Below are 14,307 nucleotides of genomic sequence, written 5' to 3'. Positions count from 1 at the left end.
AGGATACATTTTTGAATTTACAGACAGAGCTTTGCGCTCTAAAAGCTGAGTTGCCGGATAACTTTTTTGAGAATATCGCCAAATATAAAGAGCATCTTTTTAAATGGAACAAGATCCACAACCTAACAGGTGCTAAAGATGAAAAAACAGTAGATGAGTTCATCTACGATGCGGTATTTCCCGTAACTTTTCTGCCAAAGTGCAAAAATCTTCTCGACATCGGAACAGGAGCCGGCTTTCCGGGGCTGATTCTTGCCATCGCTCTTCCTGAGACAGAGGTCACGCTTGTCGAACCGATCGCAAAAAGAGCTAGTTTTTTGCAGTTTATAAAAGCGGATTTGGGGCTTGAGAACGTACGAGTCGTAAAAAAAAGAGTCGAAGAGATGCCGAGTGAAATATTTGACATTGTGACCTCAAGAGCAGTTACCGATACCGATATGCTTTTAAAACTGAGCGAGAACTTTAGAGATAAAAACTCAAAACTTCTTTTTTATAAAGGTGAGAGAGTGTATGATGAAGTCTCTAAAGATTTAAAACACAAGGTTATAAAAACCCAAAATAGACACTATTTGCTTATCGGAGAAGATGTATGATACTAAAAATTTTACTTGTAGTCGGCGTAATTGCGCTTGTCTACTTTATATTTATAAAGAAAAAACCGACTTTGACAGAGACGAAAAGTGAGCAAAAAAAAGATAAGAAAGAGAGCAGTGAGATGATAGAGTGCTCTACTTGTAGCATCTACTGCTCGCTGGATGATGCAATTTTGAGCAACGGCAAATATTACTGCTCACAAGAGTGCGTGGAGAAGAGAAGTTGATATTTTTCGGACATAGATTCTTAGAAAATGAGCCCCTTTACCACGTCTCTGATATAGACTCAATTCTTCACACTCCTCCTGCATCAACAATCTATCTTGAGTTTGATGAGAAAAATCTTAACATAATCAATCATGCCGTACTAAACTCTGTCAAAGTCGCACTGTTCGTGAAAAATACAACAGAGATTCTCTATGCATCTTCTCTTGGCGCTTCATATATCATAATAGAAAAAGAGCTTGCAAAAACTGCCCAAAATATTGCAGAAAACTATCTCTTTGACGCGAAGATACTAGCTCTAATAGAAGAGGAGGACGAGATCGAAGAGCTTGCTCTTTTGGGAGTTGATGGAGTAATATTCTCAGGTGCAATAGTAAAAATTTCCTCTTTATAAAAAAATATTATATAATGTTAGGGCATTATCACTTTTTTAGAGCGGGAGGAAATTAGTGAAGAGTTTTTTAAATGATAGAATCTTAAAGACTGTCCTCGTCATATTTTTAATAGTTACTCTTCTTAAGATCGCCTACTCCTACTTCGAAGCAAAAGAGAGAGAATACGAGTTTGCAAAAAAAGAGGCTCAAGTCTTAAACAGCTATGCGATGGAGAGCAGATTCTACTACCAGAAACTATTTTTAAACGGCAGTCTTGAGTTAAACGAAAAGACCCTGCCCGCTCTTCCTGCTTTTAGCTCTCCAATAATATCCGAGAATTTTTCTAAAAATAATCCACTAAACATCAGCGTAAAAACAGTATCCGACAGAGCTAGAAATGCCAAAAATCAGGCTGATAAAGATGAGCTAAAAGCAATTGAATTTTTTAAAAACAACAGAAGTGAAAGCACATATTTCAGCGATGAAAACGGCAAACTTTACCAATATGCAACAGTTTTAAAAGTAGAAGATGCCTGCCTAAAATGCCACGGAGCAAAAGAGGCAGCTCCGCTACACATACAAAATCTTTACGAAAATGCTTACGATTATAAAGTCGATGAAATAAGAGGGATCATAAGTATCCAGATCCCTACCGAGAACCTAAACAAATACTTCTATGAGAATTTCTTCAGGTCTGCTCTATTTGATTCTGCTCTCTTTCTGCTGCTTTTCTTAAGTGTTCTGTATCTTATAAGACAGTCAAAAAAGATAAGCATTGCTCTTGAAGAGAAGGTTGCAGAAAAGACAAAAGAGCTAAAAGACTCCTTTTTATACGACAGGCTTACACATCTGCCAAACAGACTCAAGCTTATAGAAGATATTGAACAAAACAGCAGTGCAAAATCGTTTCATCTTGCACTTATAAATATAGATGCCTTTAAAGATATAAATGATCTCTACGGTTATGATGTAGGTGATGAGATACTAGTTCAGGTATCCAAACGTGTTAGAGATTACTGCAAGGAGTTCAACTTAGTATATAAACTGCCAAATGACGAATTTGCGATTTTTACGACCATGGAGATAAGCGATGAGGAGTTTTTTACCACGATCAAAAAAATGCTAAATGCTATAAGCGAGACGAAGTTCGATGTCTCAGATCAATCTATGTTTATAACATTCAGCTGTGGAATTGCGTCAAATCAAGCCTCGCTTTTGATCAAGACCAATACTGCTTTGCAAATAGCTAAAAAACACTCAAGAAACATAGTCATCTATAACGACTCGCTTGATGCAAAAGAGCAGATCATAAAAAATATGGACGCTCTTTTAATCCTAAAAAATGCAATAAAGTATGACCAGATAACTCCATACTTCCAGCCCATCTACAACAGCAGAACAAAAAAGATAGAGAAGTATGAGTCACTCGCCAGAATCGTCACAAAAGGCGGTGATGTTATTGCCCCTTTTATCTTTTTGGATATTGCAATAAAGTCAAAACTATATCCTGAGATAACAAAAGCGATAATCACAAAGTCGTTTGAGTTCTTTAGAGATAAAGATCTGGAGTTCTCCATAAACCTCTCTATTATTGATATTCAAAGCAAAGAGATAATGAGGTTTATCTTTAACAAACTTCAAGGGTTTAACGAACCTCAAAAAGTGGTTTTTGAAATTCTTGAGACAGACAGAATAGAGAACTACGAAGAGATAAAGAGCTTTATCAAAGATGTTAAAAAGTTCGGATGCAAGGTAGCGATCGATGATTTTGGAAGTGGTTACTCCAACTTTTCACATATTTTAGAACTAAATGTAGATTATCTGAAAATTGATGCATCTCTCGTAAAATTCGTAACAACCGATGAAAACTCAAGAGTAGTGGTAAAGACCATCATAAACTTTGCCTCAAATCTTGGACTTAAAACTATTGCCGAGTTTGTTGAAGACAAAGACTCTCTTGTGCTTCTGGAGAAGATGGGGGTTGATTTTATACAGGGCTACTATATAGGAAAGCCAAGCAGCTCTCTTAACAGAGATTTTGAATCTACTGCACAATAGTCCTGCTAATCTCTGATTTTAGAGAGGTTAAAACCTCATAGCTGATCGTCTTTGCGTACTTTGCCACAACTCTTGCATCGTCAAAGATCAAAAGTTTATCATCAGCGCTCATAAATGTACTGTTGTCCATAGATATTCTGCCGATGAGTTCTATATCATCAGGAGTTTTATAGCCGATACCTGCACAACATCTCATAAAACCATCACCGTAACCAAAGTCATAGTTGCCTATAGTGCAATCTTTTATAGCCGTGTAATCTCCGCCATAACCTACTCTCTCACCCTCTCTTAGCTCTCTTTGAGATATCCTGTTTGCCCAGAGAGAGAGCACGGGCTTAAATCCATCTATCTGAAGCCCTTTTGGAAGTTCCAGACATCCGTAAGCCGCTATACCGACTCTTGCCATATCCTCATCAAAACTGTCATGTCGAAAAAGAGAAGCGGAGTTTGAAGAGTGAAACCTAAGAGTGCTAAAACCATACTTTTGCGAGAGGATTTTAGACTCCTCTTTTACTCGTTTGAAATTCTCTTTTTGCCAAAACCACTCGCTTGTAAGCTCATCTGAACTTCTATGGTGGGTAAAAACAGCCTCAAGAAGCAGTTTGGCATCTTTGATCTTTAAAAAAGCCTCTTCAAGATCGCTTGCAGAAATGCCGTTTCGATGCATTCCCGTATCTACTTTTAACTCAACTTTTGCACCTTGAGGAAATTTATCTATGCTGTTTATATCATTTATCGTATATCTTATCTTATCGTTTTTTGACGAGGGGATCTCTGCTAAAACCAAGATGTACTCAAAGAAATCGTATATCGCTTCGGCCTCTTTGGATGTTCTTGCAACCGCTTTTTTGACGCCATACTCTTTTGCCAAAGATGCTATCTCTAAAAGTCCGTGTCCATACGCATTATCTTTTAAAACAAGAGCTATTTTATCTCTTCCTTTGGTACTTTTAGAGATAATGTCAAGATTATTAAAAAAACTATTTTTATTTAAAATTATATAAGCCATAAGGAAATTATAGCAGATGAGAAGACTAATTGCAGAGTTTGAGGAACAGAGTTTTACACAAATTATTTTCCCTCATGAAAAGAGCGACTGGGTCGACTATTTACAAGAGGCTCAAAATACTTTTGTAAACATTATCAACGAGATCACAAAGTACCAAGAGTGTCTGGTCGTTTGTGAAAATGTAGAGAGTGTAAAGAGCAGATTTAGCAATACTCAAAACCTCTACTTTGTGGAGTATGAGACAAACGATACATGGGCTAGAGACTGCTCTGTTTTATGTATCGAAGAGGACAACACCACAAAAATGCTCGATTTTACTTTCACGGGATGGGGAGGAAAGTTTGAAGCTTCAAAGGACAACGCCATGAGCGGCGAGATCAAAAGATGCTATAACAAAGAGCTCAAAAAAGTAGACCTCATCTTAGAGGGAGGCGCTATAGAGAGCAACGGCATCGATACAATCCTTACGACCTCGGCGTGTATACTTAACAAAAACAGAAATGCTTCGGTCAATAAAGAGATGATGACAAAAAGGCTTCGAGAAGAGTTTGGAATGAGTAGGATCTTATACCTAAATCACGGCTACTTGGCAGGTGATGATACAGACTCACATGTCGATACTCTGGCTAGATTTATCGACGAGAAAAGCATAATGTACGTTAAATGCACGGATGAGAGCGATGAGCACTTTGGCGAGCTAAAACTGATGGAAGATGAACTGAAAATATTTTCTAAAGAGTATGGATTTAGACTTATAGCACTTCCGATGAGCGATGCTTGCTACTTTGAAGGAGAGAGACTTCCCGCAACATATGCAAACTTTCTGTTTGTAAACGGTGCGGTTCTAGTCCCTACTTACGGTGTCAAACAAGATGATGAGGCGTTAGAGATCTTTAGAGAAACATTCCCTGAGAAAGATATTGTCGGAATTAACTGCTTCTCACTTATAAAACAGCACGGCTCACTTCACTGCGTCACTATGAACTTTGCTAGCAAGGTCCTCCTCAGCTAAAATGGCAAAGCCGCTATAGACCAAATAAGCCGAAAGGCTTAGCCCCAAAATTATCAATATGATTCGTTTTATCTTTTCTATTTTACTCATGTCGCAATTCTAACATACAAAATAGTAAAAATTTAACATATTTGTAACATTATATTTATATAATAAATTAATTTTAAAAATTAAGGTTGATTATATGATAAACAGAAAAATCATTTCACTATCGTTAATAACGGCAGCACTTTTGAGTGCCAATGAGATACAGCTCCCTAAGATAAGCGTTGAATCCACAACAATCACAGAGGTAAGCCAAAATGCTCAAGTATCTGCAGATTTGGCTCAGGCTTTAAGTTCGAGTGTACCTAGTATCGATTTGAACCGCCGAAGTGGTATTGCAAACGACATCTACATTAGAGGTCAAAAAAGAGACAATATCTCCGTTGATGTTGACGGCACGAAAGTTTTTGGTGCATGTATCAACAGAATGGATCCCCCGATTTCACACATCGTTACAAATCAGATCGAAGAGGTGGAGGTCATAGAAGGACCTTACGACGTTGAGAACTTCGGAACTCTTAGCGGCGGCGTAAAGATAACGACAAAAGAGCCCACAAAAGAGCTTAAAGGAGAGGTAAACTTCGGTCTTGGAAGCTGGGGCTATAAAAAGATAGGCGCAAGTGTTAGCGGAGGTACAGATAGAGTTCGCGCGCTTCTTAGCTTTTCACATGAGTCAAGCGGGCAATATGAAGACGGCGACGGAAATACGATCGCTGAGCAGCTTGACAAGGCTATTTTAGAGGGTTTGGCCCCTGGTACAACCGCTTATCAAACAAAATATAAAGACATTGATGCCTACACAAAAAAAAGTGTTATGTCTAAAATTTACATCAAAACTCTTGAAGATCAGGAACTTCGTCTAAGCTATACGGGAAACAGAAGCGATGATGTACTTTACGGAAACTCTCAAATGGACGCCGCGTACGATGACTCAAATATCTACAGCATTGAGTATAATATTGACAACCTGACAAACAACTACAAAAATCTAAACATCCAGTACTACTACTCAGACGTTGACCATCCGATGGATACCAAGTTTAGAGTTTCAGGTGCAGCAACTTACAATACAAACCATCTCAAAACATCTATGCAAGGCGTAAAGCTAAAAAACAGCTTTGAGCTAGACTCTTATAAGTTTTTACTTGGTCTTGATGGAAGCAGAAGAACATGGGAGGGTGAAAAATATGGCACTGATGCAACTACGGGAGTTGAGAATGCACATGTGGTGAGTCTTACGCACACCGAAACAGAAAACAGAGCAATCTTTGCAAAAGCAGAGAAGAGTTTTGGCGATTTAAAAATAGAAACAGGTGCAAGATTTGACTCAACTGAGATAACGCCGGATGATCCAAGCAAAAGCGCAAACGACTACAATGCACTAAGTGCAAACATCATGACCACGTACACACTTAGTGCACAAAACAAAATCTTTTTGGGTATTGGCTCATCATCACGTGTTCCCGATGCGAGAGAGCTCTATCTTGGTACTCCTCAGATAGGAAATGAAAATCTTAAACAGACAAAGAACAGAGAGATTGACCTTGGTTATGAAGCAACATATGAAAGTTTTACTCTTAAAGCAAAAACTTTTTACTCCATGCTTGAAGATTATATCTACTACACCAAAATAGGAAATACTTTTAACAACATAGACGCAAATGTTTACGGCGCAGAGTTAAGCGGCTCCATCTATGCAACGGACGCTCTTGTTGTTAGTATGGGTGTATCTTACAAAGTCGGCAAAAAAGATGATGTTGCAGCAGGAGTAGATGAAGATCTGGCAGATATTGCACCTTTAAGAGGGAATATTTCTCTAAACTATGAGTATATGAACAATTCGGTAGCGACTCTTGAGATGCAGGCTTCGGATAATTGGGATAAGATAGACAGCGACAACGGTGAACAAAAACTTAGCGGCTGGAGTATCTACAATGCAAAAATCAAGCACAAGATAGACAAGCATGCTGAAATAAGCGTTGGTGTTAACAATATTTTTGACAAAACATACGCAGCATCCAACACATATGCCGATCTCATTTTATTGAGTGCAGGCTCAGACACTATGCTTCTAAACGAACCGGGAAGATACTTCTACACAAATCTTACTTTTAAATTCTAAGACTTTTTTTCTACATGCAATCTACATGTAGAAAAAAATAAAGCACCTTTTTATCCCAAACAAGCTAAAATCTCTCCATGATAAAAAGAGTCCAAACCAAACAGATATTTGTCGGCAGTGTTGCGGTAGGCGGTGATGCGCCTATTAGCGTGCAGTCTATGACGTTTTCAAAAACTTCGGATATAGAGACAACGGTAGAGCAGATAAAAAGGCTTCATTTTGCAGGGTGCGACATTGTCCGCGTTGCAGTTCCAGAGATGGAAGATGCTCTTGCACTCAAATCGATCAAAGAGCAGATCTCTCTTCCGCTTATCGCAGATATTCACTTCAACCACCGTTTAGCGCTTGTAGCTGCAGAAGTCGTAGACTGTATCCGCATAAATCCGGGAAATATAGGCTCAAAAGAGCGTGTCAAAGAAGTTGTAAAAGCTTGTCAGGCGCGCAATATTCCTATTCGTATCGGCGTAAATGCAGGAAGTCTTGAAAAAGAGTTTTTAAATAAGTATGGGCAAACTTCTGAGGGTATGGTGGCATCTGCCGAGTACAACATCAAATTTTTAGAAGACCTTGGGTTTGATGACATAAAAATCTCTTTAAAAGCCAGCGATGTGCAAAGAACCGTTGATGCTTACCGCATGCTGCGTCCAAAAAACAGCTACCCTTTTCATCTTGGAGTTACCGAAGCGGGAACCCTGTTTCATGCAACTGTTAAAAGCTCTATCGGACTTGGCGCGCTTCTGCTTGACGGTATTGGCGATACTATGAGAGTAAGCATTACCGGAGAGCTTGAAGAGGAGATAAACGTCGCGCGTGCGATCCTCAAAGACAGCGGAGCGGCAAAGGATGGGCTAAACATTATCTCATGCCCTACTTGTGGAAGAATTGAAGCTGATCTGGTAACTGCTGTCGGAGAGATAGAGAGACGTACTTCCCACATAAAAGCACCTCTGAACGTCTCTGTAATGGGATGCGTAGTTAACGCCATAGGCGAAGCGGCCCATGCAGATGTGGCTATTGCGTACGGCAAAGGCAAAGGGCTTGTTATGGTAAAGGGTGAGGTTGTAGCAAACCTTGATGAGAGCGAGCTTGTTGACAGATTTGTCGACGAAGTAGAAAAAATGGCGAAAGAGAAAGAGTAATGCAGGAAAATCTATACAATCTCGCTTTTGAGCGTTCTATTTTAAGTTCAATAGTTTTTGAACCAAGCCAGTTTGATGAGTTAAGCGTTGCCCTAAGACGGGATGACTTCTATCTTCCTGCTCATCAGGACATCTTTAAAGCGATGACTCTTCTTCTGCAAAAAGATCAGCCGATAGATGAGGAGTTTATAAAAAAAGAGCTCATCAAGATGAAAAAGTTTGATGAGAGCGTTATGCTTGAGATCCTCTCTGCAAACCCTATCTCAAACACAAAAGCGTACGTTGATGAGATAAAAGACAAATCGCTAAAACGCCATCTTCTCACACTCACAACAGAGATAAAAAGAGTAACTGTAGAAGAGGAGCTTCCAAGTGCCGAAGTTATAGATATAGTCGAGAAAAAGCTATACGAGATAACCCAAGACAACCAGACAAGCGACTTTAAAGACTCTCCTAAGATGACCTTTGACACTATGGAGTACATCAAAGAGATGAAGGCTCGCGGCAACAATGTGCTTGTCGGAGTCGATACAGGTTTTCATGAGCTGAACAAGATGACCACGGGCTTTGGAAAAGGAGACCTTGTCATCGTTGCCGCACGTCCCGCAATGGGAAAAACATCCTTTATCCTTAACACAGTGAATAGTCTTATTACAAAAGGCAAAGGCGTTGCGTTCTTCTCACTAGAGATGCCGGCAGAGCAGTTGATGCTAAGACTTCTCTCCATACAGACATCTATCCCACTGCAAAAACTGCGTGTCGGAGATATGAACGATGATCAGTGGAGTTCGCTAAACGGCGCGATAGATAAGATGAATCATGCAAAACTTTTTGTCGATGATCAAGGAAGCATAAACATAAACCAGCTCCGCTCAAAACTTAGAAAACTAAAAAATCAGCATCCAGAGATAGAGATAGCGGTAATAGATTACCTGCAGATCATGCAGGGAGTCGGAAGCCAAGACAGACACCTGCAGGTCTCGGAGATCTCACGCGGGCTAAAGATGCTTGCTCGTGAACTCAATATGCCTATCGTCGCGCTCTCACAGTTAAACCGCGGACTAGAGAGCAGAAACGACAAACGCCCTATGCTTAGTGACATCCGTGAGTCCGGCTCTATCGAGCAGGATGCGGATATCATCCTATTTGTCTACCGCGATGACGTTTACCTCTACAAAGAGGAGAAAGAGCGCGAAAAAGCTGCAAAAGCGGAGGGTAAAGAGTTTACTCCTACCTACATTGAAAAAGAGGAAGAGGATGCGGAGATCATCATCGGCAAGCAGAGAAACGGTCCTACGGGGCATGTAAAACTTGTTTTTCAAAAGAAGCTTACACGCTTTGTCGATGGAGTGCCTAGAGCCGTGGAGACTGTCTATGAAAATGTAGATACACGCTCTGCAAACATTAACATCGGCAACGATTCGGTATCAATGCCGCCTCTCTAGATAGATGATAGAGAGGGTCTCACTTTTTACCTCAAAGCGAGATCTTCTGCTCTTTGCCTTACTCTCATTTATTATCCTTCTTATCTCTCTTTTTTTAGAGTACAGGGCGTATCAAAAATTCATAGTTTTTGACTCGGCTCTTGTAGATGCTACTGTTTTAAAGCAGTATGTAAAGAGCAAAAACAACAGAACATATCAGGTACTAAAACTAAAAAGCTCAGATGGTCTGGTCTTTTACACAACCGCGAAAAAATCGCTTCAAGATATTAAAAACCAAGAGATACAACTCGAAGTTTGGCCAAAAGATCTGGATTTTTACAAATACCTCACAACATTTTACGGACCAAGCAAGATCATCAAGATAAATGAAGCAAAAAGTACAAAACAGAGCCTGAACGAATTTATCTCATCTTCACATAAAGAAAAAGAGATAACAAACATCTACCAAGCCCTATACACTGCAACTCCGCTTGATTTTAAGCTGCAAAAAAGCTTCTCAACACTAGGAGTCTCACATCTTCTTGCAATCAGCGGCTTTCATCTGGGAGTACTAAGCGCTCTTCTCTTCTTTTTCTTAAGACCCATTTACGGCTATATGCAAGATAGATTTTTTCCATACAGAAACTCAAAAAGAGATCTCTTTGTTATAGTCGGTCTGCTTCTTTTTGCCTATATGCTCTTTTTGGATTCTCCGCCATCTCTTATCCGAGCTTTTGGAATGTTGATTGTGGGGTTTGTGCTCTATGACAGGGGAATTAAAATAGTCTCGATGCAGACTCTGTTTATAACGGTTCTGCTCCTTCTCTCCCTCTTTCCAAGGCTCTTCTTCTCACTGGGCTTTTGGCTATCCGCGAGCGGGGTTTTTTACATCTTTTTATTTCTTATCCACTTTAAAGATTTAAGCAAAACATGGCAATTCCTGCTTCTGCCTCTTTGGGTCTATCTCTTGATGCTTCCATTCTCTTTAGCCATCTTTGAGAACTTCAGCATCTACCATCCGCTCTCGATTATCTGGACTATGCTCTTTACTCTTTTTTACCCTCTGAGCATATTTATTCATTTTATAGGTTTTGGAGATATTTTCGACCCTGCTCTTCTTTGGCTTCTAAATCTAGGCAAAGAAGGAGTTCTGGCAGGCTTAAACCAATATCTTTTTCTCTTCTATATCCTGCTTAGTCTCGGAGCTATCTTTAGCAGGAGAGTTCTCTACGCGCTCTTGCTCTTTGGCTGCTCTCTTTTCATATACGCGATTTATCATGTAGCACAGTTTTAGCCCATAGACAAAGATTATCCACGACGCATATATCCACAAAAACAGAAACATAACTATGGAGAAAGAGCCATACATGGTTGCATAGGCCTTGTTATAAAAAACGTAGTAGATAAAGCCGTTTTTGGCAATACTAAATACTATAGATATTATAAAAGAACTTATTAACGAAGCTTTTGCATGGATCTTTGTATTGGCAGATATCTGAAATATAAGAAAAAACAGCGCCCAAATAATGAGATACGGAACATAAGGCAAAATATTTATCCCTGATGTATACTCGTTGCTTGCCATCAAAGAAGCAGCGTAACCTGTTATATAAAAAGAGAGACCAAGTCCTATTGGTGTTAGTGTCAAAAGAGTCCAAAACGTAGTTACAGACTGCCAAAGCCCCCTATTTTTTGCATGAAATATCTTATTGGCTATATACTCGAAGTTTTGAAAAAAGAGGAGTGAAGATACGATAATCACTGCAAAACTAACCATGCTCATCTTAACCGAATTTTGCAAAAATGAGTTTATATGCCCCATCAGTGCCTCGGAGTTAACCGGCATAATGTTTGAGAAAATAAACTCTTGTATCTTCCCGTAGTGCTCTGAGAAGTTTGGCATAGAGGTAAATAGTGTAAGTACGATTATAAGAAGCGGTATAAGCGTAAAAATTGTATAAAAGCTAAGACTTGCAGCATAAAAAGTAAGATCTCTATCTATAAACGAAGTTATAAAAAGTTTCAAATGTTTATAGAGTTTAAAAACTTTACTTTTTACTGCTTGCATTATTTTTTAACTCAATCCCATCTTTGCAGGGTTTAGAATATTGTTTGGATCAAACGCCATCTTTATAGATTTAAAAAGTGCCATCTCTTCAGGCGTAAATGCCATAGACATATATGGTGCTTTTGCAAGCCCTATTCCATGCTCTCCGCTTAATGTTCCTCCAAGATCGACGGTTGCCTGAAACACCTCTTCTATTGCTTGGTAAGCGATTTTTACCTGCTCAGGGTCTTTTCCATCAACCATTACGTTCGTATGAACGTTGCCGTCTCCGGTATGCCCAAAACAAGGAATCTTTACATTATATTTGTCGGCTATCGCATAAAACTTCTCTAAAAGTTCAGGCAGAGCTGAGCGCGGAACGGTAACATCTTCGTTTAGTTTTTTACTTCCGTAAACACTAAGCGCAGGAGAAGCGTTGCGTCTTGCAAACCAGAGATCGCCCGCCTCTTTTTTATCTTTTGCTATTCTGAACTCATAACAGCCGTTCTCTTTAAAGACCTTCTCAATCACGGCGAGTTGAAAATCAAGATCATCTTCCAAATTTCCATCCACGTCTGTTACCAAAAGTGCGCCCGCATCAACAGGAAGACCCTTTTTGAAAGTCTGCTCAACCGCACGGATGGTCAAGTTGTCTAAAAACTCCATAGCAACAGGTGTCACACCGCTTGCCATAGTTTTATATACGGCATTCATAGCATCGCTCACACTATTAAAGATACCCATCGCCGTTTTTGTCATCTTAGGTTTAGGGATAAGTCTTAGAGTGATCTCGCTTAGAACTGCCAAAGTCCCCTCTGAAGCTATTAAGATACCGCTGATGTTATAACCTGCCACATCTTTGATGGTTCTTTTTCCAGCTTTAATAATGTCGCCGTTTGGAAGCACGGCGCGAGTTGCCATAACGTAATCTTTCGTGATGCCATACTTTGCAGCTCTCATACCGCCTGCATTTTCGCTGACATTCCCGCCTATGCTTGAGTACTCCTGAGAAGCAGGATCGGGCGGATAAAAGAGTCCGACCTCTTCGACGGCACGCTGCAAGTCCATATTTATCACACCCGGTTGAACGACCGCGACCATATTTTTCATATCGATCTCTAGGATTTTATTCATATGTTTTTCCATAGCAAGGACAACTCCGCCGCTGCTTGGAAGTGCTCCGCCTGTAAAACCGCTTCCCGCTCCGCGGGGAACTATAACGATTCTATGTTCGTTGCAGTACTTTAAAACCTTGCTTATATCATCCTCATCTCTTGGAAATATAACGGCATCTGGCTCAAAGTGCTCACGAGTTGCATCATAAGAGTAGGCTATTAGATGTGCTTTATCGCTATAGATATTTTCATCACCAACAACGCTCTTAAAATAGTCCAAATGTTTTTTTTCTATCATCTTTTTTCCCTTCAAAATCAAATTCTTCAACTATATCTTCTAGTTTTTCACCGCCGCTTTTTACTATCTCATAAAGCTCTTTGTTAGCTGGATTTGCTTTTACCATCAGTTCATAGTAGTGAGGCTCATACTCTTCGAGCTCGTCACTTCCCTCTCCCCACCAATTGGCATCAATTTCAGGGACTCTCATATAAAAAGGAAGGTTTACCTCTTTTTGCTCTAGTTTTGCATCCGTAATAGCCAATATTTTAAAGCTTTTTGCATCTAGCGTATAGACTCTCTCATCCAGATAGATAAAAACCAAGCCCACAGACGAGATTTTGCTCATCTGGGTAAAATCACTTCTAAGTGGCGTGGGGTGTCCGTTAAACGATAGAACAGTAGCAAAAATGTCCGGATGTATCCACTGAACATTTGAACTTTTTGTCACTCTGTAGTATATATCTTCGTTTGGAGCAATAAGAAGAGCTCTTGTATAACCAAAAGCCAAAACAGCCGTATCACCGACTTTAACATCCCATCTTCCGCTTGGCAGGGCGCTGCTGCTTAGTGCATTAAATTCGCTGATAGCTACTTTTGCAGTTTTGCTCTTCTCATCAAAACTCTTCACTACGGCATTTTTTAAGATGGTAGTATGCTCTCCATCGATCCCGTGAACGATAAAACCGCTCACCCCAACATCGATCTTTTCAATCTCGATCGTAACTTCTGTTGCATCCTCATTTATTCCAATAACAGGGGATTTTACAACAACTCCAAAAAGCTCTAAGGCTACAATTAAAAGGACAACTATCTGCTTCATTTTTCTACTTTATAGTTAATATAGTGCGATTATAGCAAACAAAC

At 39.7% G+C, this 14,307-nt stretch carries 12 protein-coding genes and 1 pseudogene; 9 read left to right on the top strand and 4 right to left on the bottom strand.

What is annotated here, in order from left to right:
• The first annotated feature begins 11 nt into the window (after nucleotides 1-11).
• Genes rsmG through FCU45_RS02040 form a run of 4 tightly spaced genes read left to right on the top strand, consistent with a single transcriptional unit; the run spans nucleotide 12 to nucleotide 3,250 of the window.
• A complete protein-coding gene (gene rsmG / locus FCU45_RS02055) occupies nucleotides 12-593 on the top strand; it encodes a 16S rRNA (guanine(527)-N(7))-methyltransferase RsmG (protein ID WP_137011763.1) in 582 nt (193 codons plus the stop codon).
• Nucleotides 590-820, top strand: a complete 231-nt coding sequence (locus tag FCU45_RS02050; RefSeq protein WP_137011761.1) for a PP0621 family protein — start codon at nucleotides 590-592, stop codon at nucleotides 818-820. Before rsmG ends, FCU45_RS02050 begins: the two co-directional genes overlap by 4 nt.
• Complete coding sequence (locus FCU45_RS02045; RefSeq protein ID WP_137011759.1) at nucleotides 817-1,212, top strand: hypothetical protein; 396 nt, start codon at nucleotides 817-819, stop codon at nucleotides 1,210-1,212. The genes FCU45_RS02050 and FCU45_RS02045 overlap by 4 nt, the downstream gene beginning before the upstream one ends.
• 55 nt (nucleotides 1,213-1,267) lie before the next feature.
• Nucleotides 1,268-3,250 (top strand): EAL domain-containing protein, encoded by a 1,983-nt coding sequence (locus tag FCU45_RS02040; RefSeq protein ID WP_137011757.1) that lies wholly within the window; start codon nucleotides 1,268-1,270, stop codon nucleotides 3,248-3,250.
• On the opposite strand, the gene FCU45_RS02035 is transcribed toward FCU45_RS02040, so the two are convergent.
• Complete coding sequence (locus FCU45_RS02035; RefSeq protein ID WP_137011755.1) at nucleotides 3,237-4,259, bottom strand: alanine racemase; 1,023 nt, start codon at nucleotides 4,257-4,259, stop codon at nucleotides 3,237-3,239. The two genes, FCU45_RS02040 and FCU45_RS02035, sit on opposite strands and share 14 nt — an antisense overlap.
• 16 nt (nucleotides 4,260-4,275) lie before the next feature.
• Between FCU45_RS02035 and FCU45_RS02030 the strand changes: the two genes are divergently transcribed.
• The 5 genes and pseudogenes from FCU45_RS02030 to FCU45_RS11700 all read left to right on the top strand — a co-directional run.
• Nucleotides 4,276-5,271 (top strand): agmatine deiminase family protein, encoded by a 996-nt coding sequence (locus FCU45_RS02030; protein ID WP_137011753.1) that lies wholly within the window; start codon nucleotides 4,276-4,278, stop codon nucleotides 5,269-5,271.
• A 184-nt stretch (nucleotides 5,272-5,455) separates the two neighbouring features.
• Complete coding sequence (locus FCU45_RS02025; protein ID WP_137011751.1) at nucleotides 5,456-7,438, top strand: TonB-dependent receptor; 1,983 nt, start codon at nucleotides 5,456-5,458, stop codon at nucleotides 7,436-7,438.
• A 77-nt stretch (nucleotides 7,439-7,515) separates the two neighbouring features.
• Complete coding sequence (gene ispG, locus FCU45_RS02020) at nucleotides 7,516-8,577, top strand: flavodoxin-dependent (E)-4-hydroxy-3-methylbut-2-enyl-diphosphate synthase (RefSeq protein ID WP_137011749.1); 1,062 nt, start codon at nucleotides 7,516-7,518, stop codon at nucleotides 8,575-8,577.
• Complete coding sequence (locus FCU45_RS02015) at nucleotides 8,577-10,022, top strand: replicative DNA helicase (RefSeq protein WP_137011747.1); 1,446 nt, start codon at nucleotides 8,577-8,579, stop codon at nucleotides 10,020-10,022. The genes ispG and FCU45_RS02015 overlap by 1 nt, the downstream gene beginning before the upstream one ends.
• 4 nt (nucleotides 10,023-10,026) lie before the next feature.
• A pseudogene (locus FCU45_RS11700) lies at nucleotides 10,027-11,190 on the top strand (ComEC/Rec2 family competence protein); the annotation flags it as partial.
• Here FCU45_RS11700 and FCU45_RS02005 read toward each other — a convergent pair.
• Genes FCU45_RS02005 through FCU45_RS01995 form a run of 3 tightly spaced genes read right to left on the bottom strand, consistent with a single transcriptional unit; the run spans nucleotide 11,161 to nucleotide 14,263 of the window.
• Nucleotides 11,161-12,069: a YihY family inner membrane protein gene (locus tag FCU45_RS02005; protein WP_188109173.1), complete on the bottom strand. Its 909-nt coding sequence runs from the start codon at nucleotides 12,067-12,069 to the stop codon at nucleotides 11,161-11,163. The pseudogene FCU45_RS11700 and the gene FCU45_RS02005 overlap by 30 nt on opposite strands.
• A 6-nt stretch (nucleotides 12,070-12,075) precedes the next feature.
• Entirely contained in the window at nucleotides 12,076-13,461 is a 1,386-nt protein-coding gene (locus FCU45_RS02000) for an FAD-linked oxidase C-terminal domain-containing protein (protein WP_137011743.1), read from the bottom strand.
• Nucleotides 13,430-14,263, bottom strand: a complete 834-nt coding sequence (locus FCU45_RS01995; protein WP_137011741.1) for a plasminogen-binding N-terminal domain-containing protein — start codon at nucleotides 14,261-14,263, stop codon at nucleotides 13,430-13,432. The genes FCU45_RS02000 and FCU45_RS01995 overlap by 32 nt, the downstream gene beginning before the upstream one ends.
• Between the last annotated feature and the right edge of the window lie 44 nt (nucleotides 14,264-14,307).

Source organism: Sulfurimonas crateris, assembly GCF_005217605.1.
GTDB lineage: Bacteria > Campylobacterota > Campylobacteria > Campylobacterales > Sulfurimonadaceae > Sulfurimonas > Sulfurimonas crateris.
The sequence above is the reverse complement of the archived record's forward strand: the minus strand, read 5'-3'. Positions and strand labels throughout refer to the sequence as shown.

Coding starts and splice junctions, on each gene's coding strand:
- ispG (WP_137011749.1), top strand. CDS start 7,516: ATGATAAAAAGAGTCCAAACCAAACAGATATTTGTCGGCAGTGTTGCG.
- FCU45_RS02050 (WP_137011761.1), top strand. CDS start 590: ATGATACTAAAAATTTTACTTGTAGTCGGCGTAATTGCGCTTGTCTAC.
- FCU45_RS02005 (WP_188109173.1), bottom strand. CDS start 12,069: ATGCAAGCAGTAAAAAGTAAAGTTTTTAAACTCTATAAACATTTGAAA.
- FCU45_RS01995 (WP_137011741.1), bottom strand. CDS start 14,263: ATGAAGCAGATAGTTGTCCTTTTAATTGTAGCCTTAGAGCTTTTTGGA.
- FCU45_RS02000 (WP_137011743.1), bottom strand. CDS start 13,461: ATGATAGAAAAAAAACATTTGGACTATTTTAAGAGCGTTGTTGGTGAT.
- FCU45_RS02035 (WP_137011755.1), bottom strand. CDS start 4,259: ATGGCTTATATAATTTTAAATAAAAATAGTTTTTTTAATAATCTTGAC.
- FCU45_RS02030 (WP_137011753.1), top strand. CDS start 4,276: ATGAGAAGACTAATTGCAGAGTTTGAGGAACAGAGTTTTACACAAATT.
- FCU45_RS02025 (WP_137011751.1), top strand. CDS start 5,456: ATGATAAACAGAAAAATCATTTCACTATCGTTAATAACGGCAGCACTT.
- FCU45_RS02015 (WP_137011747.1), top strand. CDS start 8,577: ATGCAGGAAAATCTATACAATCTCGCTTTTGAGCGTTCTATTTTAAGT.